Below are 20,923 nucleotides of genomic sequence, written 5' to 3'. Positions count from 1 at the left end.
GGAGACTTTATACAAAACTCCATCTTCTGCTGAATATGAAATGAATGCGGTTCATTTCATAATCAACGTAAATAGCTATGGAAAAGCAGGCCAGGTAGAATTTCAATATTCCAACCTGTATTTTGAAGGAATTAAACGTTGACTCTCACTATTGATTTGCAGCCCAAAAGGAGAAAAATTATTCCTTTATCTTAGAGCCCAACTTGATCTATATCAGCCTTACCACCGTGAACTAAGGGGCCTGTAAACCAAATTGTGTAAACGCTCATAGTTTAAAATTCCCCGAAAAGGAAAATCACTATGAGCAACATCGACCAAGAAAAACTCAAAGCCATGGCCGCTGAGCTGGCCAAGGATATCAAAACTCAGAGCGACTTGTCTGACCTCTCAGCCAGTCTGCTTAAAATGACCGTTGAAGCCGCCCTCGGTGCTGAAATGGAAGAGCACCTGGGCTATCCCAAGCACCACAGTTCCGACAGCGACAACAGCCGAAACGGCTATTCATTTAAAACCCTCAAAGGCGACCATGGCGAAGTGGAAATCGCCATCCCTCGGGATCGCCAGAGTGAGTTTAACCCCACCATTATCAAAAAAGGCGAAACCCGCCTGACCAGCATGGATGACCAGATACTGGCGCTTTATGCCAAAGGCATGACCACCCGAGACATTGTGGCAACGTTCAAAGAGATGTATGGCGCTGATGTCTCGCCAACACTGATCTCCAAGGTCACCGAAGCGGTCATGGAAAAAGTCACCCTCTGGCGTTCTCGTCCGTTGGACGAAGTCTATCCGCTGCTGTATCTCGATGGTATTGTCATCAAGGTCCGCCAGGACAAACAGGTGGTGCGAAAAACCATGTATGTAGCGCTTGGCGTCAATACCGACGGCCAAAAAGAATGCCTGGGCCTGTGGCTGTCTGAGACCGAGTCATCCAAGTTCTGGTTGAGCGTTTTAAACGACCTTGAAGCCCGAGGCGTCAAGGACATACTGGTCGCAAGCGTTGATGGCCTGACGGGCTTTCCTGAGGCCATCAATACCGTCTACCCTCAGGCAGATGTTCAACTTTGCATTGTGCACATGGTGCGCAATTCCCTGCGTTATGTTGGCTACAAAGAGCGCAAACAGGTCGCCAACGACCTCAAACAGGTTTACCAGTCAGTGACCGAAGAAGAAGCTCTGTTGGCGCTTGAGCAGTTCGAGACCAAATGGGATGACAAATTCCCCAATATCGGTCGTTCCTGGCGCAACAACTGGGACAATGTGGCCACGCTGTTCCAGTACCCTCAGGCGATCCGCAAGGTGATCTATACGACGAATGCGATTGAATCTTTGAACTCGGTGATTCGCAAAGCCACCAAGAATCGCAAGATCTTCAGCCATGATAACTCGGCCTTTAAAATCATTTTTCTGGCCATTGAATCGGCCTCAAAAAAATGGACCATGCCGATTCGAGACTGGAAATTAGCCATGAACCAGTTTATGATTCTGCATGAAGAACGCTTGAAACCTTATGTTTGATCAACCGAGCGTTTACACAGAATTATTTACAGGCTCTGAACTAATTGGACGACATGTAGAACCTGAACTGGATTGATTGCTCTAACAATACCTTCTAGTTTTGAAACATTACCAACGATTATTGACATCTTATACCTCATACTTGCCTTGACTTACAGGCTATTAAAATTCATAAGTACATAATACGCCCACAAAAAATAACTAACTACTGTACCAATGGACAATACAACCGATGATTGTCCAAATAAAATACTAAACACATTGATTGCAAAGTATCGCTATCCCTTTAATTCTGGCGTTTTCTTGCATATTTACAGATTAACTTTAATTTCCATATTTAATACCCCGTAATATACAACTCCATATTTTCTTCACATTTGAAAGAAAAACACTTTTGACAAGTTAATAAAACCTATCGCTTATTTGTGTAAAAGCTTCTAATTAAAAACGTTGATAAACTCTTTACTCAGTCATTATTGAAATTGAAAATGGGTTAAATGGAAGACAAATAAACAATATTGTTATAATTCTTATATACAATGAATTGATATTAAAAATAAGATATATAAAAGATGCCTAGCAATACACCTTTAGTGAACATGCCTATTTTAGACAATATGGATGGCCAGCCTTTTAATGAACAAGACTGGATGTCTGTACTACAAGCTGTGGAAGATTCATACTCACAGTCTTTAGAGTACCAAACACAGGTTGAGCAGCAGAACGACGAATTACAAAAAGCACATCAGTTCATTTCAGATATTATTTCGGCCATGTCTGACGTACTTATCGTAACCAATAAAGAATTAATGATTACGCAGGTTAATGACTCCTTTTTAACCATGACCGGCTACGATGAACAGGATGTAATTGGTAAACCCGTTAGAGATTTTCTAACGTCCAAAGACGTTCCAGAAATGGAGCCAATCTTAGCCTCAGAACAGATTCATGACAAATTAATGACTTTAAAAGGTCGTAACCAAGAACTGTCCATAACAATAAATTGTAATTGCCAAATAGACAAAGCCAAAGCATTTGATGGACGAGTCATTGTTGGCCGTCCTATTGGCGAGATTTTAGAAGCTTATGATGCGTTAAAAAAAGCACATGAAGAGCTGGCTTTAACAAAAGAAAAAATGATTCATTCTGAAAAAATGGCGGCTTTAGGACGCCTAGTTTCTGGCGTTGCGCATGAACTTAACACCCCTATCAGTGTTATTCAGGGTAATTTGTGGTCTTTACAACAATACTTTCAAGATGTTGAAAGCATTGTGCATCAAAATCAGAGTGTTCAAAACCAACTCGATACGACAGAACGTGAAACCTTTAATGAAATCATCAATGATTGTCCCGCCATATTTGAAGATAACAACAAAGCGCTAGACCAAATCTCTAGCATTGTTAAAGATTTAAAATCTTTTAGTCACCCAAACGGAGAAAAACAAGTTTTATTTAGTATTAATGATTCCGTAAACACAGCCATAAAATGGGTGGAAAGAGATACCGCGAATCAGCACAATATTAAAATTGAGTTTCAACCAAGCCAAGATATTGACTACCTGGCAATGGGCTCCACCAATCAATTTCAACAAGTCATTATTAACTTACTGCAAAATGCTGTTGATGAATTACAAAATTTAAATATTAAAGATAAACAAATTAACGTAAAAGTCACTGAATCAGACTCTGGAATATCTGTTCAAGTTCGTGATAACGGTAACGGCATACCAGAAGGTATGCTACCTAATATTTTTGACCCATTCTTTACCACGAAAGATGTAGGCAAAGGAACTGGATTAGGGTTAAGCATGAGTCATCAAATTATTGAAAACATGCATGGATCACTAACAGCCTGGAACAAGGTTGAAGGTGGTGCTGTCTTTGAAATTAAACTCCAAAAAAGTGCCCCAACATTATGAATATTCTTTGGATGCAGTCAGGCGGATGTAGTGGTTGTACGCTCTCTTTTTTAGGTTTAGAAGAGATGGATTTACTTAGCTGGTCACAAGAAATGGACTTAAACTGGCTATGGCATCCTTCTTTAACTGAACACTCGTCCGACGAAACACAAGCCATTTTACAGGATGTAATTAGCGGCAAAATTCCTCTCGATATCTTCTGCCTAGAAGGTTCCGTAGTTATGGGTCCGAATAATACTGGCCGTTATCACATGATTTCAGGTATGAATATTCCTGGTAAAGATTTAATTGAACAACTCGCCAAACAAGCCCAATACGTTTTAGCAGTAGGTACTTGTGCGGCTTACGGAGGAATAACCGCTTCTGGCGATAATATTATTGATGCAACAGGTCTGCAATATAATCAAAATATCTCTGGCAGTCTTTTACCAAGCGATTTTCTTTCTCATGCTGGCTTACCGGTCATCAATATCTCAGGCTGCCCTATTCACCCTGCTTGGGTAGCTGAAACAATACAATTAATTACATTAGGAAAATTGAAATCCACTGATTTAGATCCATTAAGTCGTCCTAGGTTTTATGCTGATAAACTGGTTCATCACGGTTGTAGTAGAAATGAATTTTATGAGTTCAAAGCAAGTTCAGTTAAATCGTCAGACTTAGGCTGCATGATGGAAAATATGGGGTGTGTTGGAACCGTTGCACACGCCGATTGCAATGAACGACCTTGGAATGGTTCTGGATCTTGTACTAGCGGTGGCTATCCATGTATTGACTGTACCTCTCCTGACTTTGGACATCTTAATCATTCTTATCAAGAAACCCCCAAAGTTGGAAACATCCCCGTTGGACTACCTACAGATATGCCTAAAGCTTGGTTTATTGCCTTATCTACTTTAGCAAAATCAGCAACTCCAAAAAGATTAAAAGAAAATGCAACGGAAGATCACATTGTTGTTAGCCCACAAATTAAAAGGAAAAAACTGTGAGCCGAATTATTGTTGGTCCATTTAACCGAGTTGAAGGTGACTTAGAAGTTCAATTAGAAATGGAAGGAAATCAAGTCGCCTCTGCCTTTATAAAACCAACTCTTTTCCGAGGGTTTGAAACCATGCTTGTTGGAAGAAATCCAAACGACACGCTAATTTATGCTCCAAGAATTTGTGGCATTTGTTCGGTTTCACAATCGGTTGCCGCAGCCAAATCTCTCTCCCAAATCTATGGCATAACACCAACCGATAATGGCCAAAAAGCCATTAATTTGATGCTTGCAAATGAAAATGCGGCTGACTTATTAACCCATTTTTATCTTTTTTTTATGCCCGACTTTGCTCGAGAAACTTACCGTGATACACCTTGGTTTAATAAAGTAGAGGAACGCTTTAAATCAGTAACAGGTAAAGCGGCAAGCAAAGCCGTTGAGGCAAGAGCCAACTGGTTAAAAATGATGGGCGTTTTAGCGGGCCACTGGCCACATACCTTAGCCATTCAACCTGGCGGCACGAGTCGCGCTATTTCAGAAAATGAAACCACTAAGTTACATTTAATGGCTCGTAAACTTAGACGTTTTTTAGAAGAACATTTAATAGGCGATAAACTTGAAACCTTTTTAAACCTTGAAAATGAAGGCGACTTTAATCAATGGCTTAATAATAAAAATGTCGCCCAGTCTGACTTTGGCCTTTTCTGTGAAGTGGCTAAATACCTTAACTTAGAAACATTAGGAAAAAGCCCTGGCAGATTAATGAGTTATGGCAGTTTTAGTCATGAAGAACATTTATCCTTTTTACCAGGCCTGTATATTGACGGAAAAATAAGTGACATAAATCCCAGCGCTATTACCGAAGATATTAGCCATTCTCACTACCAAGGAGCACCATCTGCAAGCCCTTGGAATTCTACAACTCAACCAGATATAGATAAACCAAACACTTACAGTTGGTGCAAGGCCCCGCGTTTAGATCAAAAGGTCATTGAAGTAGGCTCGCTGGCAAGACAAGTCGTTAATAAAACGCCTTTAATTGATGATTTAATGAAGCAATATGGCAGCACGGTTTACACTCGAATTGTGGCACGTGTTTACGAGTTAGTGAAAATTATTACCCTAGCCGAAAGTTGGCTCGATACAGGATTTACAAATGAAAAAGCATTTTGCCTGCAACCTCAAGGCATTCAATCTAACCGAGGAATTGGTCTGGTAGAAGCCGCAAGAGGAAGTCTAGGTCATTGGCTAGAGCTTGAAAATGATGTCATTAAAAATTTTCAAGTGATTGCACCAACCACTTGGAACTTTTCACCTCGTGATCAAAATGGAATACCTGGCCCCTTAGAACAAGCTTTAGTAGGCGCTTTAAAACGTCAAGATGAAACCAGCCCAGTATCTGTTCAGCATATCGTGCGATCATTTGATCCGTGCATGGTTTGCACGGTGCATTAAGCCCGTTGTAACAACAATAAAAACTAATGAAATTTATGACTTACGGCTTTTATAAACGTGTCTAAAAATGCCTCCATATAAGAAGGTAAAAAACGTTTTTTTAAATACGCATAATAGGTAGAAGAATAACCAACTTCTGCCCCTAGCCGATAGGTCTTAAAATGTTTAGCATCCAGGTCTTCTAATGCCATTTCAGCAATGATTCCTATGCCAAAACCATTCTTTACATAGGTTTTAATCACATCCGCATCTGAAGCCACAATATCAAACTCAAATCCTGGCTGAACCTCTCTTAATGCATGTAATACCTTATCACTGTGGGTAAAGCCTTTTATATACGACAAAATAGGATAATTCACACAACTTTCAATAGATAGATTCCTTTTCCATATAGGATGATTATGTGGCGCAATCATAACGTGTTCCCACTCATAGGCTTTTTGAGAAACCAAGTCATCCTGTTTAGAAATTAACTCTGAACAAATCGCAATATCAATTTGATCTCTCTGCAAAAACGAATATAGATTTTCTGGCGAACTCTCTTCAATATGCAATTTAGTTTGCGGATGTTTTGTTTTGTAATTCATTAATACATTTGGAAGAATATAACGTGCTTGAGTATGCGTGGTACCTAAACGAATACTACCCTCCATATTTGGATTAAATGAGTCAGATAACATTTTAATATTGCGTTCAGCCAAACAAATCATTTTTGCCTGTTCAAGAACTTGTTCTCCTGCCTGAGTAAATTCCGCCAATCTGTTCGCTTTTCTAATAAAAATGGGAAAACCCAATTCTTCTTCAAGTAGCTTTAACTGGCGACTACCTGCTGATTGAACGATATTTAATTTTTCAGAAGCTATCGATAAATTCAATCCGTTTTTATACAGCTCAATTAACAGCTTTACTTGATTTATAGTCACAACTTAAACCCTTTAGGTATCTTTTTATATTATTTATCATCTGAACCATCTAATAAAGTGATGGTTACATCTATATTCATCAATCACGCGTGAGCAAATTACCCATAAAATCCTCTCTACATTAAAGAGGAATATAAAATGATTTTTACAATTTATCACGCAACACCCTATAAAAAGTGGCTTATACCTATTTTTTTAATCACTCTATTTTTAAGCATTTGGCTATACACAGGTAACCAAGGCAAACTGCTTCTTACGGGCTTTTTAATTGGTTTGGTCTTTATACACTTTCACTTTGGCTTTACAGGTTACTGGCAAGATTTTTGGTTACACAAAAAAACCTTAGGCACTCGATCTCATTTATGGCTTTTGGCCTTAGGTTCTTTACTGTTTTTTCCTGCATTAAATCTTTTGCCCCAATTTGGGTTTAATGTTGCAGGAGCCATTAGACCAATAGGCATTAATGTTGCACTTGGCGCATTTATGTTTGGTATAGGCATGACCATAGCAAGTAGCTGTTCATCAGGCACGATTCGCTTACTTGGCGAATTTAAAATACGCTATTACTGGGTTTTCTTATGGATGATTATTGGTGGTACTTTTGCCGCCTCACACATAGAAAAATGGTTAAACCTTCAAACTTGGGGCGTATTCTCTTTTGCGACCAATATACCTTGGGGATTAGGACTTTTCGCTAACTTAAGTATTATCTCATTACTTTACTACGGCTTAGTTCAGTATGAAAAACATCACCACAATATTGTATCACCAATATTTAAAACCCAAAATACGTTGAAACAACTCAAGATATCTCCCGTATTTTGGGCTTCATTTTTATTGGTTATATTAAATTTTATTGTTTTACTCTTGTCCTCTCACCCGTGGTCTATTAGCTGGATTTTTCCTAAATTAGGCATTATCGCTATTCAAGAAACGGGGCTACCCATTGAATGGGATTTTTGGGAGTTCACGGCGATTAATGACGCTGCATTATCAAAGAACTGGACAAATGACAGCATCTTATTAACCACACTAGGAATGTTTCTTGGTGTGGCGAGCTATCACCTTTCAAAAAACTTAACGCAAGTTAAATCAAACGTTAAAACGCAGGGCGTTCGCAGCATTCGCTTTACAAATATTTTAATCCCAATCATTGCGGGTTCCCTAATGGGATATGGAGCAACTGTATCTTTTGGTTGTAACATTGGCGGTTTCTTTAGCGCCATTATTTCTGGTAGTTTGCACGGTTGGCTATGGCTTGTTAGTGCCTTTTTAGGCATGGGGTTTACAGTATTTATTAAACGCACGGTCCTTACAAAATGAACGTATTTACAAAATTATTATAAATCTTTGCAAGACCACCCCAGAACTTAGCCAGCTTTAATAGTTGGCACCTTTAAAACGAGCCTAAACGTTTGCAATGCAGTCACCTTTAGGCCTTATAAATAAACCATTAAAAAGTAAACTCTCGTAGTTATTTAAGTATTAGGCTTCCAAATTTGCCGCACTGGAATCCTTCTTAATAAAAATATGCGGCAATATTCAAAGGAGAATAAAGATGAGTAAAGTAGTTAATGAAGTCATCTCAGCAAATGCTGATTATGTGGCTAACTTCGGTGATAAAGGCAATCTTCCAATGCCTCCAGGCCGACAGTTTGCAATTCTTACCTGTATGGATGCTCGCTTAGACCCTGCTAAATATGCAGGCCTTGCAGAAGGAGATGCTCATGTAATTCGTAATGCGGGTGGTAGAGCCAGTGATGATGCAATACGATCCTTGGTAATATCATATAAGTTACTTGGCACTAAAGAATGGTTTGTTATTCATCATACGGATTGTGGGATGGAAACATTCAATAATGAAATTATGGGTGACCTATTGTCAAGCAGCCTAAAAACCGCAAGCGTAGATGCGTCTGGCTGGCATGATTGCAATGCAGGTGGCGGAACAACAGATGGCAAGTACATCGAGTGGCTTACCATTAGTGATCAAGCGAAAAGCGTCTTGGCGGATGTTCAACGAATTAGAAACAACTCAATGGTTCCCGGTGATATTCCTATCTATGGCTATATTTATGATTGTAAATCAGGAAGTCTTGTAGAAGTTCCTGAGGCAACCGAAGCCGGAAAGCCTGTTTAAAAATCGAACAAGTAACATTCACTCAAAGTGTCAAAAACTACCCTCCGTCACTATGGTAGTTTTTGACGTGTCATTCTTTACAATATTAATAGATCGTCAATATTGACAAAAGAGACCTTTTTTCGAGTCAAGATATAATTAAGAATGGTTAAAATTTCTTTCTATCTCAAACTTTACACATATAAAGGATCTTCCATAAAAAAGGGCTTGTAAAACGCCCTTTCTGTTTAAGCGTAATAAACTACACTTTTTCTGTCCAAGTATTTTCCGTTGATGATTGGCCTCTTAATGGCATTATCCACATCTGATATAAAGAGGTAAAAAGCATAATCGCAGATGCTAGGCTATATCCAAAACCGCCAATAATAACAAAGTAGGCAAAGTTTGGATTCATTTTGGTTAACCACCAAGAAGCGATATCTAAAATCAAGAAAGCAAACGGTATAAAAATAATAATGGCTTTAGTAATTCGATTAAAACCAACCGCCATTGAAAAAATTAACCCAACAAAAAAGAAGATAAACGAAATACCAAATAAATGAATATGTGAAACACGGGTTAAAGATGTGTAATCAGCCCCATGATCAACAGCAGCCACTTTTTCAAGCTCGTCAAATTTAGTGATATTAGGGATTGTTGGTATATGAGCATGACACATGGCACATTTAGCATCAACAATGGGTTTTATTGTTGTTTGCCATTCTGTTTTTTCTGCGCCGTTTCGTGCCCATTTAATCATGGTTAAGCGTTCTTCTGGTGTAGCGTGTTCTTTCATAGAACCATTCAATTTACTTTCTAATTTAGAGCCATCGCGGTTTCCATAATAACTGTACACAATATCATCAACAGATAAACCAAACTTACCGTCAGCCATACCATGGGTCAGCATAATTTGAGCACCTGCCATCATTAAGCCTAAACCAACAACAAATATATACCCTGTAAACAAAGCCTTAACAGGCATTGATAAACTTGGTAAATTTAACCATGAATTCTCTTTCATAAAATATACACCCTAAATAAAATTAAAAAACACCACTAGCCAAGCAACATTTTGCTACCTACAAAAACCGATACCAGGCCTGCTAAAGTAAAAATATTGCGAACATTCTTTTGACTCGTAAGTAATTTTTCATTAATCGCGGCAATAAATAATCCAAAGACCATGAACACTACAAAAACGCCTGCAGAAAAGCTAACAACCATCCATAAACTCACAACTTGACCAGATAGTGCTGCCAAAGTAATTAACATACCTCTTACTCCGCCAATCCCCATTAAAGCACCAATAGAGATCGCTGATGCCAGCATGGTTTTGTCTTTAGCTTGAGTATCATGTTTATGTTTGTTACCAAACCAAATATGTACATGTTCTTTATCACCGTGCATATGTTTATTAAGGTGAATCCTATTGGTAAAAACCATAAATAACAAATACGCGCCAATCCCTAAAATAACACTGGATGCAATTACATCGCCATAACCTAAAATGGTTTCAGATACTTCAAAAGTTTGTAAAATCTTAGCGAAAATAAATAACGATAAACCATGTGCAATAGCAAAACTGGCGGTTATCATTAGGGTTTTTTTACGGTTTTTACCAATCGCAAAATCCGCAATTGCCGTTAAATGGTCAGGCCCAAAAGCGTGTAAAATTCCGTAGTAAAAAATAACTAATAAACCAAATTCCATATCAATATTCCTTTATTTAACAAATTCTGGGCAGTTGTTCGCCAACGAGCATATCGACAACACGTTTACCGCCAAAGTCTGACTGCATCACCACTCGGCCAGCATGATCTTCTACAATTTCAGCCACAATACAGCTGTTTTGTCCTGCTGGATGTTTGCTCATGATTTCAACGGCCTTATCGGCATATTCAGCGGGTACCACAGCAGCCAACTTGCCTTCATTTGCTAAGTAAAGAGGGTCTAAACCTAAGACTTCACAAACGCCTCTTACCTCGGTTTTCATCGGTATTTGAGCTTCTTGAATAAGAACCCCCAAATTAACACCTTGAGCATACTCATTCAGTACTGTCGCTAATCCACCTCGGGTAACATCTCGCATGGCTTTAATTGGAATACCTTCCGCTAACAACGTCTGAATCAAACCATTTAAGGGCTGACAATCCGAAGTAATCGTTGTTTGTAAATCCAATTCACCACGAGCGGCTAAGATAGCTACGCCATGGTCACCGATATCACCATTAATAATGACTTTATCGCCCACTTCTATATTGGGAATTCGAATATTTAAGGAATTATTTACGACACCAACACCAGCCGTATTAATAAACAGTTTATCGCAACTGCCCCTGTCTACCACTTTGGTGTCACCTGTTACAATTTTTACTTTAGCTTGCTCTGCGGCTTCAGCCATATCGGCGATGACTTCAATTAATTCTTTAAAAAGCAGCCCTTCTTCGAGAATTAGTCCACAGGTTAAATACAATGGAATAGCACCTGAAACCGAAATATCGTTAACCGTTCCATTTACCGCTAAATGTCCAATACTACTACCAGGAAACTGCAAGGGCGTGACTACATAAGAGTCCGTCGTTAACGCAATAGAGTGATTAGGATAGGCCGATAAATCAAAAATCGCTTGATCTTCTAATGGGCCTTGGTTTGGTTGACCAAAGAATCCTAAAATAACTTGATCAATCAGCTTCTGCATTGCTTTACCACCACTTCCGTGTGCAAGCGTAATAATTTCAGATCCCATTTTTTCTATTAAGCTATTTTTTTTGTCTTCAATATCACTCATCTGCCAACCTCCGATAACGGAATTTCAATCTGCCCATAGTGATAGTGCGCTGCACACGCGCCTTCTGTTGAAACCATTAATGCGCCAATTGGCGTTTCTGGCGTACATGCTTTACCAAACAATTTACATTCATTCGGTTTAATCACACCTGTTACCACTTCTCCACACTGTGCGGAATCTGGGTCGGCAATTTTGAGTTTAGGTAGCTCATATTTCAGTTCAGCATCATATTGAGCATATTTAGGTTTTATACGCACACCAGAATGATCAATAGAACCTAAGCCCCGCCATTCAAAAAACTCTCTTAACTCAAAGACTTCTGCAATAGACTGTAAGGCCACTTTATTGCCTTCTGGTGGCACAATGCGTTTATATTGATTTTCTACCTCACAACGCTTCTCTAATAGCTGTTTAACGAGCATATATACCGATTGTAAGATGTCTAAAGGTTCAAAACCTGCATTCACCAATGGTCGGTGATAATCTCTCGCTATAAATTCATACGGCTGTGTGCCAATCACCATACTGACATGACCAGGCCCTAAAAATCCGTCTAAACGCATATCTGGCGAATCTAACATGGCTTTAATGGTTGGAATAATGGTTATGTGATTACAAAATAAAGCAAAGTTATTAATATTTTCTTTGTCTGCTTGCAAAATAGTTAAAGCGGTACTTGGCATGGTGGTTTCAAACCCTAAACCAAAAAACACAACTTCTTTATCTGGGTTATCTTTTGCTATTTGCAAAGCATCAAGCGGAGAATAGACCATTCGAATATCAGAGCCTTCTGCCTTAGCTTGCAATAAACTTTTTTTAGACCCTGGTACACGCATTGCGTCACCAAACGTTGTAAAAATAACATTGTCTCTTTCTGCAATAGAAACACAATCATCCACCACGCCCATGGGTAAAACACATACAGGGCAACCTGGGCCATGAACAAACTCAATTTCATCAGGTAAAAACTGGGTTAAACCATAGCGAAAAATTGAATGTGTATGTCCGCCACACACTTCCATAAACTGCAGAGGTTCTTTTTTAGATACGCCCAATTCTTTAACCAAGGCGCTGATTTTTTTGGCGATTTGACGAGCCTGTTCACCATCTCGAAATTCATCTACATATTTCATTATTTGTTTACCTGACTTTGTCGATCATTCGCAAGTAGTGAATGAACTAAATCCCATAAAATGTGATAGGTTGTTAAGTGGCTTTCTTGAATTCGATGAATACTACTTGAGCCAACAATTAAGTTAATATCCACAAACCGACTTTGAGCCATATCACCACCATCCATTCCAGAAAACGCAATGGTATGTAACCCTAATTCTTTGGCTTTTTTAAAACCATGCATTAAGTTTTCTGAACAACCACTTGTTGAAAAACCAATTAATACATCCCCTTCTCTTGAATGTGCAATAAGCTGTCTAACAAACGCATTTTTATAGCCTAAATCATTACTTGCCGCAGTCACCATTGTGGAATCTGCACCTAAATTTATAGCGGGTAATGCTGGTCTTCCTGCGGTAACTGGGTGTAAAAACTCAACCGCTAAATGAGAGGCATCGCAATTTGAACCTCCATTACCCATCGTTAACATTTTTCCTTTTTGACGGTATACATGGGCAATCAGTTTAGAAGCCTCTAACAGTGCCGTTTCATTCTCTTTAAAATAAGTCTTTTTAACGTCTAAACTTTCATTTACTTTTTCTTGAATTGACGTAATGAGTACCGAATCTTCAACTTCAAAATTACCAGGCCTGGTAATTTCATTTTGTGAATCTTGCAAAGTTTCTTTGCTACTTTCCTTTGGTTCTGCAAAAGGGTATAGCGCTTTAAGAATATCGGTTTCTTGAGACATCGTTCTATACTCTTAGAGATTCTTGGCTTTTATGCATCGCTTCTAACTCTTCTTGTACCTCGCCGAGCTCTTCAAGAATGGCCAATGTTTTTTTCGCTTCTTCTTCATCAATTCGGCTCATAGCAAAGCCAACATGAATCAATGCCCAGTAACCAATACAGCTTTCTACTGGCTGACCAGTTTCTACAACGCACGCAACATTCACCTCTCGCTTAACGCCTGAAACTTCAACCAAAGCCAACTGATTTTCTGAATCGGTAATTTCAATAATTTGTCCTGGAATACCTAAACACATGTTGTTCTCTCTTCTTTAAAGTAACCGTTAAACTGCAATAGCTTCTTGCTTGCCTTTAACTGAGGCCTTAGCTGTCTCTTCTATTCCAAAACGTTCCATTTTTTGTCTTAAACCAACACGAGATAACCCTAATTCTTCAGCCACTTTGGTTTTATTCCAACGAAGTCGAATTAAAGACTCTCTAATAATTTTTTCTTCTAGCTGTGCAACTTTGTCTTTTAATGAACCATTTACACCCGAAATCCAGTTCATTTCCATTTCCATTTCTTCTGGAACAGCCTGTAAAACTCTTGGCGTTAAAAACTCTGCTCTTAGTGGCTCATTGGCAGGCGTTAACATAAATGTTCTACCAATCTCATTTTGCAGTTCACGAATATTGCCAGGCCAGCGATAATCCATAAGACATTTCATGGTCTCTTCGGTAAAGCCGTGATTGTCGCGTCCATACTGTTGGCATAATTGCTCTAAGTAGCTTTTAGCTAATAATGGAATATCTTCTTTACGTTCATTTAATGAAGGTAAATTAATAACGTACCCCACTAAACGGTAATACAAATCTTCTCTAAAGCGACCCGCTTTAACTTCTTCTTCTAAATTACGATTGGTTGCTGCAACAATACGAATATTTACTTTTCTCGGTTTTGATTGACCAACAGGGCGTATTTCTCCCTCTTGAAGTACACGCAATAATTTCACTTGAAAAGCGGGGGAAACCTCGCCGATTTCATCTAAGAAAAGCGTTCCACCATTTGCTTGCTCAATTAAACCAACATGGTCCATATAAGCACCTGTAAATGCGCCTTTTTTATACCCAAACAGTTCACTTTCAAGCAACTGATCCGGCAAGGCTCCGCAGTTTTCGGCTAAAAAAGGTTTATTTGCTCTATGTGAGTTGTAATGTAAAGCTCTAGCAAACAACTCTTTACCCGTTCCTGACTTACCTGTTATTAAAATTGGCATGTCATAGTTAGTGACTTGGCAAAGTTTATCTATCGCTTTATCAAGCACGCCTCCCGTTGAACGAATAATGTCATCACAAGAATAGACTTGAGTCAGTTCTTCACGCTTACTTTCATTCTCTTTTTCTAATAAGGTCGGCGCTACTTTCAATTCAACAGAAAGTAACCGGTTTTCTCGTTGTAACTCGTAAAGCTCAATGGCGTTTTGAACCACCATGAGTAGTTGTTCTGGTTGCCATGGTTTTTCAATATATTGATAAATTCCAGCATCATTAATACCTGAAATAGTATCTTCAAGACTTGAATAACCAGAGATAAGCATACGAATCACTTCTGGCCATTTTTCTTTGACTCTAACAAGAAGTTCAACACCAGTTTCACCAGGCATTCTGTGGTCACTTATGACAACTTGAATATATTCTGCTCGTAAAATCTCTTCCGCGTCTTCAGCAGAGGTTGCTGTAAACACTTGATAATGACGTTTTAAAGTACGCTTAATAGTTTCAACCGACTTCATATCGTCATCGACAACGAGAACACTTGGCTTTTCTTGTAACATTTTAGGCCTCAATAGCTTGTTCTAAAGCATTCATTTGCGCTTTCATTTTTGATTTTTCTGCTTGCAAACGAGCTTTGCGTTTATTTAATAACCAGTTAACCCAGTCATCCATTCCTTCACCGCTCTTAGCTGATACTTGAATCACTTCAATTTCAGGATTCACTTTTTGTGCATAACGAATACACGCATCCACATCAAAGTCTAAATAAGGCAGTAAATCCACCTTATTCAATAACATTACGCTCGAAGCTGCAAACATATCTGGATATTTAATTGGTTTATCTTCACCTTCGGTGACAGAAAGAATCGCCACCTTATGATCTTCACCCAAATCAAAAGCAGATGGACACACTAAATTACCTACATTTTCAATAAACAATACACTGTAATTATCAAGGCCTAAATGTTCTGTAGCATGGCCAACCATATGAGCATCTAAGTGACATCCTTTGCCCGTATTAACTTGAATAGCGGGAACCCCTGTTTCTCTAATACGATCAGCGTCATTAGCCGTTTGCTGATCACCTTCAATCACCGCTAAAGGCAATTTATCTTTTAGGCGTAACATAGTGTCTGTTAACAACGTTGTTTTTCCTGAACCAGGGCTTGAAACAAGGTTTAGGGCAAAAATACCTTTATGCGCAAAACTATGGCGATTTTGGTGAGCATACTCGTCATTTTTAGACAGAATGTTTTGCTCAATTTCTACCATTCTGCTTTGACTCATTCCTGGAGCATGGGCATGCGCTGGACCTGCCCCGTAATTTAAATCACCATTTTCTTCTTGTGCATGGGTATGTTCATGACTATGTTCGTGATTATGATCATGTGAATGGTCATGATTGTGTGAATGATCATGATGATGAGCATGACTACCTTCAATTGAAACTTCGCCTTCACCGCATCCGCAAACTGTACACATAACTAATCTACCTCTAATTCTTTAATTTTAAGCTCTTCGCCACCCGTCACTTGAAGCATATGGCTTCCACATAAAGGGCAATCATCATATCTATTTACAATATCAACAGTGGTTGAACATCCAAGACACCACGCTTGACCCGCTATATCATTAATAATAAGTTCTGAGTCATGAGCAAGTGTATTTTTGGTAACCACTTCCCAGCCAAACAATAACGCCTGTTTTTCAACACCCGAAAAAGCCCCGATGTCTAACCAAACTTTTTTAACTTTTTTAAAACTTTGAACACTAGATTGCTCTTCTAATGTGAGCAAAATCCCTTCACAAATCGACATCTCATGCATAGCTTTTTTCCTCAATTTCAATGGGTACACATGGGTCAATTAATTGTGCAATCAAACGAGCATTTTTATTCCATTGTGGCCCTGCATCGAGTTGAGATAACCACTTATGTGCAACCCCATTAGAATGAAAATTCCATTCTGTTGGCGCACAAATCGCATAGTCTTTTACAATATTGGTTTGCTTATCAATTTTAGCTAAATGCATTAAACGGCCTCTTGCCGTTTCTACCCAACTTAATACAGCCTTTTCATTCTTAAGAACACCAAACAGATTACTATCAGACAAGGTGTTGTTATCAAATAAATCTACCTTTAATTCTTTAAAGATGTTTTGAGCATCAATGGCTTTGGCTAATACTCGGGCAAAAAAAGCATTTGTTTTTTCAATTTTTTCTATCCAAGCATGTCTGTTTTTTACTCTTGTAAAAACCGAATTTTCCATAGCAACACCGTCTAAACTTGGTTTAGCCACCCATATAGTCCAATCATTAGCATTTAGAATACTTTGCATAACCGTTTGATTTTCATAAAAAGAAACTACGTCAAATGCAATATTATTTAATTCATTATTATTCCAAATTTGTGCAAGTGGCCCTGTGTTATTAAGCAAAAATTTTAGTTCGTCATCAAAATCGACCTCAAAAACATCCATTTTTAATAAGTCATTAAATTGCACACGAATCTGTTTTAACAGCAATTCAAACTCTTTTGGTGTAGCACTTCTTTTTGCCGTTGCTGTCCAATGACCAACGCCTTTTAACGCTAAAGACAATTGTGCTGTCGTTAATATTCCCTGAGTATTAAAAAGTTGCGCGATGGATAGGTAGTGCTCTTTTAACACTTCAATACACACCAATTTTTTAAAGCTTCTTTTTTCACTCTCGGTAATGTCAAATAACGCTAAAGTAGATGCAAATTTTTGAGCTTCTCCGCACAAACTATATGCTAATCCCACAAATTCATTTACTTGTGCAGGGCTTTTCCCTGTAAATATTTTTTGTAACTTAAACGGCCTTCTTGATTCAATAGCCAAAGGAGAGCGTTCAATATTCACATGGCCTTGCATGATTATTCTCGGTTCTCTATTTCAGGGTTATCTTGACCTTTTAAACCAAACATCCCTCTTCTTGACACAGGCGTGTCTAATTTTTCTTGCACTGTTTTTGTTGGTTTAGGTTTAGGCTTATCGACAATTTGAATTTGACCATCTTGCGATTCCGCAATCATCGCTTGTCCCATTCTGATTTTTTTAATGGCTTGTTGTTGATTGGTTTGCTCTTTAGCCTCTTCATTAAAAATCAATTTAAAACACTCTAAAGCAAAATCAACAGCGACTTTATGGCTCTCTAGCGCGTGCATGTCAGACATTAAGGAGCAAGTATAAAAATAGCCAACCTCAGGTTGGTAATTCACAATAAACTCATATTGACCAGACGGAAACTTTAACGTAACACATTCAGAAACTTTGGCGGTAAATTGCGTTTTATGAGCATCATTACCTTCTTTATCTACTAACTTAAATACTGCATTAATAAACCAAGGGGTTACAATAACACCTAAATAACGGCCATCGGCAAGCTGTTGTAATACGGGTATTTCAATTAAAATGGTTGAGTTGCAAATGGGAATTGCTTTCATACTTTTCTGATAAACAGAGTCGTAATGCTTTTGCATTAAATTTACCCATTCATTAGCATCAAATCCATTTTGCATAACTAATCCTTAATAACCATAAACTGGTCTTTTTCGCCATCACATTCAGGACAACGCCACTCTGCTGGCAACTGAGTAAATGGTGTTCCTGGTTGCACCTGCCAATAATCATCACCTTGTGCAGGGTCATATACATACCAACAGATTTTGCATTCCATCTTGGTTTCATCGGTTATTTGTGAATCATCACCAAGATAAGAACCCTCAAAGCTTTTACTTATCATTTGTCTTTACCGACTCAACCATTTCAGTTATACGCCCGCTACTCTCTCTAATATCTTCTATTGAGGCTTGAGTGACGATTGGAACATCTACAACTTCAAGAGTATTTAAAATTAATTTATCTTCTGAATTAAAATATTGAACCCACCATACATGTTTTAAATTTGTTGAAGTCACTCGGCAGCTACCATAACCTCGGCTTAAAAAAACCGTTGGTCCTTCACCAAGGTATTCGCCTAACATATCCAAATCTTCTGGAGACTGAGGTAACAGTGTTAGATTAACAACATGTGCTTCATCGCCAACAAGGTATGCAAAAGATTTATCGCTCAACTCGGTTAATAGAGACGGCGCATTAATTGTGCCTGCAGGCTGCTCTTTAGGAAGCGTAATAATTGAATTTGCCTTTGCAAAAGTATCATTTCTAATGGCAACAGGAACCGTTCCAACTTCAATAGCTTGAATAATATTGCCATCTTCATGCCCTGCAATACGCCAAACACCGGCTAAAACCGTTTCTTGAATTCTTAACTGACGATTCTCTTCATTAAAAATAACAGCAACTTCACCCTCACCTAAAAACTTATTTATAAACTGAATGTCTTTTTCTTCAAACGTTGCAAAATCAAAACGAACAGCATCATCACCTTCTTTAAAATGAGTAAGCGCATTCATTAACTGATTCATTAGGTCTTCAACAACAGGGTAGGATTCGATATTATCGTCCATAATAATTGGGGCATTAAAGACACTCATATCATTTGGCATTTTCATATAATCTAGCTGCATGCCATCTTCTTCACTAGGCTGTGTGCCTGGCCCTACAACACTGACTGGTATACTTAAATCTGTGTACTGACTCATATCATTAGTTCCTTTAATTGACTTCTACACTAATACCAATTGATGGCGCATAAGACGGTTCTTTCTCTAAAATAATAGGAATCTCACGCATATAATCCGACCAATCTTGAATACGGGTCATCATGTCGATATATTTCCCATTTTTTAAAAAAATAAGAGCAGGCCACATATTAAAACCATATTTTTTAGATAACTCTTGTTCATCGTCCTCTGAAACAACAGCAACGCTAAATTGGTTCTTAAATGCTTTTTCAAGCTCTGGTAAAACAACAATAACGTCATTTGATTCAGGGTATCTTTTTGGATCACCGCCAAAATAAATAACAGAAACTTTTTGATTGTTTACAAATTCATCGTAGTTATCGCTATTTAAAACAGGGTAACCATAATCGCTTGTGATTTGTTTAATTAAACTTCTAGGCATAGTCTTTACTCTTATTTGTTCTTTAAAAAATCTGGCAATTCAGGCTCTCGACCAACAAGATCAGCAAAATATGCATCTACATCACCACCATTTAACGCTGCAAACATAGCCTTTCTTGCCTGAAGCACCGATTCTAATAAGTCTGGCTCAATAACTTCTCGAGCCGCCCCCATAAAGACTAAAACCCAGTCGCCTGCTTTTTGTGTCCCTATCAGGGATAAATCAACAGTTTCATCTCTATTTTCTTCATCATTACGACAAACAGCGACCAATTCATCACACGATAAAATTTTCATTGGAACACCAATACACATTACGACTTACTCTCAAAAAGTTTACGCCCATCAATCGGTACGCTTTTAACATTGCTAATACCTTGGTGTAACGGCTGGTCTCTTAACTTAAATTGATCATCAACAAGCACGCGTTCATCACCAACACGTAAAGCCACGTCTTCAGCAGGTCGCTCCTGTTCATACTTTGTTTTATCTAATTCTTTCTGCACAAGACTTAACTCAGGTTCTGGGCGCTTAATAACATCTACCCCCCAGCTTTTAACAATCTCAACAGCTATTTCAATACAGTTTTCCAATTGCGCTTCTACTTTAGGCGTTAAAGACCCACCAAAGTCTTCAATCAATTCTGGCTGCACCCCAATAAGTGCTATATTTTTTGGATAATTTTCCATCAATTTTGCTGTTGATAGAACTTCTTGAAATCCTGTTTGGTGCAAACTGACTTTTTTACACCCCATAAAATTAGGCACTTTATCATCACGAATCACCTTAACTTCGCCCGGCTCAAGTCCATAATCAATTGCATCAAATACAATTAAATTATCAGCATCTTGAACATGGTGAACTAAATAAATACCTTGGGTACCACCATCCATAAGCTCTACAGAGTCATCAAATTCATATAGTGCATCCATAGCTTCTACACAACGAATTCCAAAACCTTCGTCAGCCCAAAGCAAGTTTCCTATTCCGAGTATTAAAGTTTTCACTTTTATTCCAATATGTATACTTAGTTTTCACAATGATACGAATT

At 38.4% G+C, this 20,923-nt stretch carries 23 protein-coding genes; 6 read left to right on the top strand and 17 right to left on the bottom strand.

Annotated features, from left to right (window positions below):
- The first annotated feature begins 309 nt into the window (after positions 1-309).
- The 4 genes from GHNINEIG_RS04065 (at position 310) to GHNINEIG_RS04050 (ending at position 5,874) form a co-directional block, all read left to right on the top strand.
- The gene (locus GHNINEIG_RS04065; RefSeq protein ID WP_135796803.1) at positions 310-1,518 is read left to right on the top strand and encodes an IS256 family transposase; all 1,209 of its coding nucleotides are present in this window, start codon (positions 310-312) and stop codon (positions 1,516-1,518) included.
- 599 nt (positions 1,519-2,117) lie between these two features.
- Positions 2,118-3,437, top strand: coding sequence for an ATP-binding protein (locus GHNINEIG_RS04060; RefSeq protein ID WP_189636925.1), 1,320 nt, complete (start codon positions 2,118-2,120; stop codon positions 3,435-3,437).
- A complete protein-coding gene (locus GHNINEIG_RS04055) occupies positions 3,434-4,426 on the top strand; it encodes an NADH-quinone oxidoreductase subunit B family protein (protein ID WP_135795458.1) in 993 nt (330 codons plus the stop codon). The genes GHNINEIG_RS04060 and GHNINEIG_RS04055 overlap by 4 nt, the downstream gene beginning before the upstream one ends.
- Complete coding sequence (locus tag GHNINEIG_RS04050; protein ID WP_135795457.1) at positions 4,423-5,874, top strand: nickel-dependent hydrogenase large subunit; 1,452 nt, start codon at positions 4,423-4,425, stop codon at positions 5,872-5,874. The genes GHNINEIG_RS04055 and GHNINEIG_RS04050 overlap by 4 nt, the downstream gene beginning before the upstream one ends.
- Before the next feature lie 23 nt (positions 5,875-5,897).
- On the opposite strand, the gene GHNINEIG_RS04045 is transcribed toward GHNINEIG_RS04050, so the two are convergent.
- Entirely contained in the window at positions 5,898-6,797 is a 900-nt protein-coding gene (locus tag GHNINEIG_RS04045) for a LysR substrate-binding domain-containing protein (RefSeq protein ID WP_135795456.1), read from the bottom strand.
- A gap of 138 nt (positions 6,798-6,935) precedes the next feature.
- On the opposite strand from GHNINEIG_RS04045, the gene GHNINEIG_RS04040 reads away from it, so the two are divergent.
- Both GHNINEIG_RS04040 and GHNINEIG_RS04035 read left to right on the top strand, forming a co-directional pair.
- The gene (locus GHNINEIG_RS04040) at positions 6,936-8,120 is read left to right on the top strand and encodes a YeeE/YedE thiosulfate transporter family protein (protein ID WP_135795455.1); all 1,185 of its coding nucleotides are present in this window, start codon (positions 6,936-6,938) and stop codon (positions 8,118-8,120) included.
- Positions 8,121-8,355: 235 nt separating this feature from the next.
- Positions 8,356-8,937, top strand: a complete 582-nt coding sequence (locus tag GHNINEIG_RS04035) for a beta-class carbonic anhydrase (protein WP_135795454.1) — start codon at positions 8,356-8,358, stop codon at positions 8,935-8,937.
- Between the two features lie 241 nt (positions 8,938-9,178).
- Here GHNINEIG_RS04035 and GHNINEIG_RS04030 read toward each other — a convergent pair whose 3' ends face one another.
- The 16 genes from GHNINEIG_RS04030 to GHNINEIG_RS03955 are packed head-to-tail and all read right to left on the bottom strand — an operon-like array spanning position 9,179 to position 20,879.
- Positions 9,179-9,940: an elongation factor-1 alpha gene (locus GHNINEIG_RS04030; RefSeq protein WP_135795453.1), complete on the bottom strand. Its 762-nt coding sequence runs from the start codon at positions 9,938-9,940 to the stop codon at positions 9,179-9,181.
- Between the two features lie 35 nt (positions 9,941-9,975).
- The gene (locus GHNINEIG_RS04025) at positions 9,976-10,629 is read right to left on the bottom strand and encodes a hypothetical protein (protein ID WP_135795452.1); all 654 of its coding nucleotides are present in this window, start codon (positions 10,627-10,629) and stop codon (positions 9,976-9,978) included.
- A gap of 16 nt (positions 10,630-10,645) precedes the next feature.
- Positions 10,646-11,707: a hydrogenase expression/formation protein HypE gene (gene hypE / locus GHNINEIG_RS04020; protein ID WP_135795451.1), complete on the bottom strand. Its 1,062-nt coding sequence runs from the start codon at positions 11,705-11,707 to the stop codon at positions 10,646-10,648.
- Positions 11,704-12,840 (bottom strand): hydrogenase formation protein HypD, encoded by a 1,137-nt coding sequence (gene hypD, locus GHNINEIG_RS04015; RefSeq protein WP_135795450.1) that lies wholly within the window; start codon positions 12,838-12,840, stop codon positions 11,704-11,706. The genes hypE and hypD overlap by 4 nt, the downstream gene beginning before the upstream one ends.
- Positions 12,840-13,571 carry a D-sedoheptulose-7-phosphate isomerase gene (locus GHNINEIG_RS04010; RefSeq protein ID WP_135795449.1) on the bottom strand — a complete coding sequence of 244 codons (732 nt, stop codon included), beginning with the start codon at positions 13,569-13,571 and terminating at the stop codon, positions 12,840-12,842. Before GHNINEIG_RS04010 ends, hypD begins: the two co-directional genes overlap by 1 nt.
- A 4-nt stretch (positions 13,572-13,575) precedes the next feature.
- A complete protein-coding gene (locus tag GHNINEIG_RS04005) occupies positions 13,576-13,866 on the bottom strand; it encodes a HypC/HybG/HupF family hydrogenase formation chaperone (RefSeq protein ID WP_135795448.1) in 291 nt (96 codons plus the stop codon).
- A gap of 27 nt (positions 13,867-13,893) precedes the next feature.
- Positions 13,894-15,384, bottom strand: a complete 1,491-nt coding sequence (locus GHNINEIG_RS04000; RefSeq protein WP_135795447.1) for a sigma-54-dependent transcriptional regulator — start codon at positions 15,382-15,384, stop codon at positions 13,894-13,896.
- Between the two features lies 1 nt (position 15,385).
- On the bottom strand, positions 15,386-16,306 hold the full coding sequence (hypB, locus tag GHNINEIG_RS03995) for a hydrogenase nickel incorporation protein HypB (protein WP_135795446.1): 921 nt from the start codon (positions 16,304-16,306) through the stop codon (positions 15,386-15,388).
- 2 nt (positions 16,307-16,308) lie between these two features.
- Positions 16,309-16,650: a hydrogenase maturation nickel metallochaperone HypA gene (gene hypA / locus GHNINEIG_RS03990; protein ID WP_135795445.1), complete on the bottom strand. Its 342-nt coding sequence runs from the start codon at positions 16,648-16,650 to the stop codon at positions 16,309-16,311.
- On the bottom strand, positions 16,643-17,716 hold the full coding sequence (locus GHNINEIG_RS03985; RefSeq protein WP_135795444.1) for a hypothetical protein: 1,074 nt from the start codon (positions 17,714-17,716) through the stop codon (positions 16,643-16,645). Before GHNINEIG_RS03985 ends, hypA begins: the two co-directional genes overlap by 8 nt.
- 2 nt (positions 17,717-17,718) lie before the next feature.
- Positions 17,719-18,363: a [NiFe]-hydrogenase assembly chaperone HybE gene (gene hybE, locus GHNINEIG_RS03980; protein ID WP_135795443.1), complete on the bottom strand. Its 645-nt coding sequence runs from the start codon at positions 18,361-18,363 to the stop codon at positions 17,719-17,721.
- 2 nt (positions 18,364-18,365) lie between these two features.
- Positions 18,366-18,587, bottom strand: coding sequence for a rubredoxin (locus GHNINEIG_RS03975; RefSeq protein ID WP_135795442.1), 222 nt, complete (start codon positions 18,585-18,587; stop codon positions 18,366-18,368).
- A complete protein-coding gene (locus GHNINEIG_RS03970; protein ID WP_135795441.1) occupies positions 18,577-19,449 on the bottom strand; it encodes a hydrogenase expression/formation protein in 873 nt (290 codons plus the stop codon). The genes GHNINEIG_RS03975 and GHNINEIG_RS03970 overlap by 11 nt, the downstream gene beginning before the upstream one ends.
- 13 nt (positions 19,450-19,462) lie before the next feature.
- Entirely contained in the window at positions 19,463-19,873 is a 411-nt protein-coding gene (locus GHNINEIG_RS03965) for a thioredoxin domain-containing protein (RefSeq protein WP_135795440.1), read from the bottom strand.
- A gap of 11 nt (positions 19,874-19,884) precedes the next feature.
- Positions 19,885-20,187, bottom strand: coding sequence for a HypC/HybG/HupF family hydrogenase formation chaperone (locus GHNINEIG_RS03960; RefSeq protein ID WP_135795439.1), 303 nt, complete (start codon positions 20,185-20,187; stop codon positions 19,885-19,887).
- A complete protein-coding gene (locus GHNINEIG_RS03955) occupies positions 20,187-20,879 on the bottom strand; it encodes a HyaD/HybD family hydrogenase maturation endopeptidase (protein ID WP_223260932.1) in 693 nt (230 codons plus the stop codon). Before GHNINEIG_RS03955 ends, GHNINEIG_RS03960 begins: the two co-directional genes overlap by 1 nt.
- Positions 20,880-20,923: the final 44 nt, after the last annotated feature.

This window comes from Hydrogenovibrio crunogenus, assembly GCF_004786015.1.
Lineage (GTDB): Bacteria > Pseudomonadota > Gammaproteobacteria > Thiomicrospirales > Thiomicrospiraceae > Hydrogenovibrio > Hydrogenovibrio crunogenus.
The sequence above is the reverse complement of the archived record's forward strand: the minus strand, read 5'-3'. Positions and strand labels throughout refer to the sequence as shown.